The organism is Pseudodonghicola flavimaris, assembly GCF_030164425.1.
Classification (GTDB): Bacteria; Pseudomonadota; Alphaproteobacteria; order Rhodobacterales; family Rhodobacteraceae; genus Pseudodonghicola; species Pseudodonghicola flavimaris.
Map to the genome: position 1 here is coordinate 1 of NZ_JASNJD010000058.1, position 1289 is coordinate 1289.

A 1289-nucleotide genomic window follows, 5' to 3' on the forward strand; every position below is an offset into this window, starting at 1 on the left:
TGAATAGCCCCGTGTTTCTTAGACGCCTTCGTGTCTCAGTTTCTGCTGCTGCTCAAAGTCGACGGGCGACAGCATTCCGTTCCGGGCGTGTTTGCGCTTCGGGTTGTAGAACATCTCAATGTAGTCGAACACATCCTGCCTGGCTTCTTCGCGTGTTCGGTAGGTCCGTCGCCAGACCCGCTCTCGCTTCAGCAGGTTGAAGAAGCTCTCCGGCGAGACCTTGTCCGCCATTGGTCCGAGGACAATGGTCGAGCGCGTTGTCATGGCAGTTTCCGCGGCGGCTCATAGAATGCTCCAGATTGTGTGCCCGAAGGAACGCAGCCCAGTCCATGCTGGTGAATTGGCTGCCCTGATCCGAATGTATCAGGACCTTTTCCTTGGGCTTTCTTCGCCATGTCGCCATGAGCAGCGCTTGCAGGACAACGTCTGTCGTCTGGCGGCTCTGCATCGCCCAGCCGACCACACGACGCGAGAACAGATCGATGACCACGGCCAGATAGGCGAAGCCCTCCTGTGTCCGGATGTAGGTGATATCGGTCACCCAAGCCGTATCCGGTGTCGCCACGTCGAACCGCCGATCGAGCGTGTTGTCGACGACCACCGAAGGCTTCCCGCCGTACTTTCCCGGTCGACGTTTGTAGCCGATCTGCGCCTTGATGCCGGCCAAGCTGGTCAGGCGGGCGACCCGGTTCAGGCAGATGCTTTCGCCCCGCTCGAGAAGGTCGTCATGCAGCTTGCCCCTCTCGGCAGCATGCTGTGCATGCGCCTGCCGGGCAATGGGTGGCCGTAGACCTTGCCGCTGCCCACCCACGCCTCCTTCAGCATCTCGGTCTGCCGCTTGTCTTCTTGGGCTCGCCTGCTCAACGGTGCCTTCAGCCAGGCATAGAACCCGCTCGGCTGTATGCGCAGGCAGCGGCACATCGCCCGGACTGAGAACTGTCCGCGATGCTCGGCCACGAACGCGTATCTCACTTTGCATCCCTGGCGAAATAGGCGGTCGCCTTTTTTAAGATGTCCCGCTCCTCCGTCACTCTCAGGAGCTCACGCTTGAGCCGACGGATCTCCGCCTCTTTCTCAGTGTCACCAGATGACGCCTTCGCGAATTTCTTCTTCCAGGAGTAGAGCGAGTATTGGCTCACGCCCAGACGCTTCGCCACCTCCCTGACCGGGTAGCCCCTCTCCGTGATCTGCGCGACGGCGTCTCTCTTGAAATCGTCGCTGAACTTGGTGCTGCTCATCATGGCCTCCTTGCCTCAAAATTAGCAATGAAGGCGTCCACGATACACGGG

General features: G+C 60.0%; 1 pseudogene. It reads right to left on the bottom strand.

From position 1 onward, the window contains the following. Positions 1-18: 18 nt before the first annotated feature. Positions 19-1238 (bottom strand): annotated as a pseudogene (locus QO033_RS25215) (IS3 family transposase). Between the last annotated feature and the right edge of the window lie 51 nt (positions 1239-1289).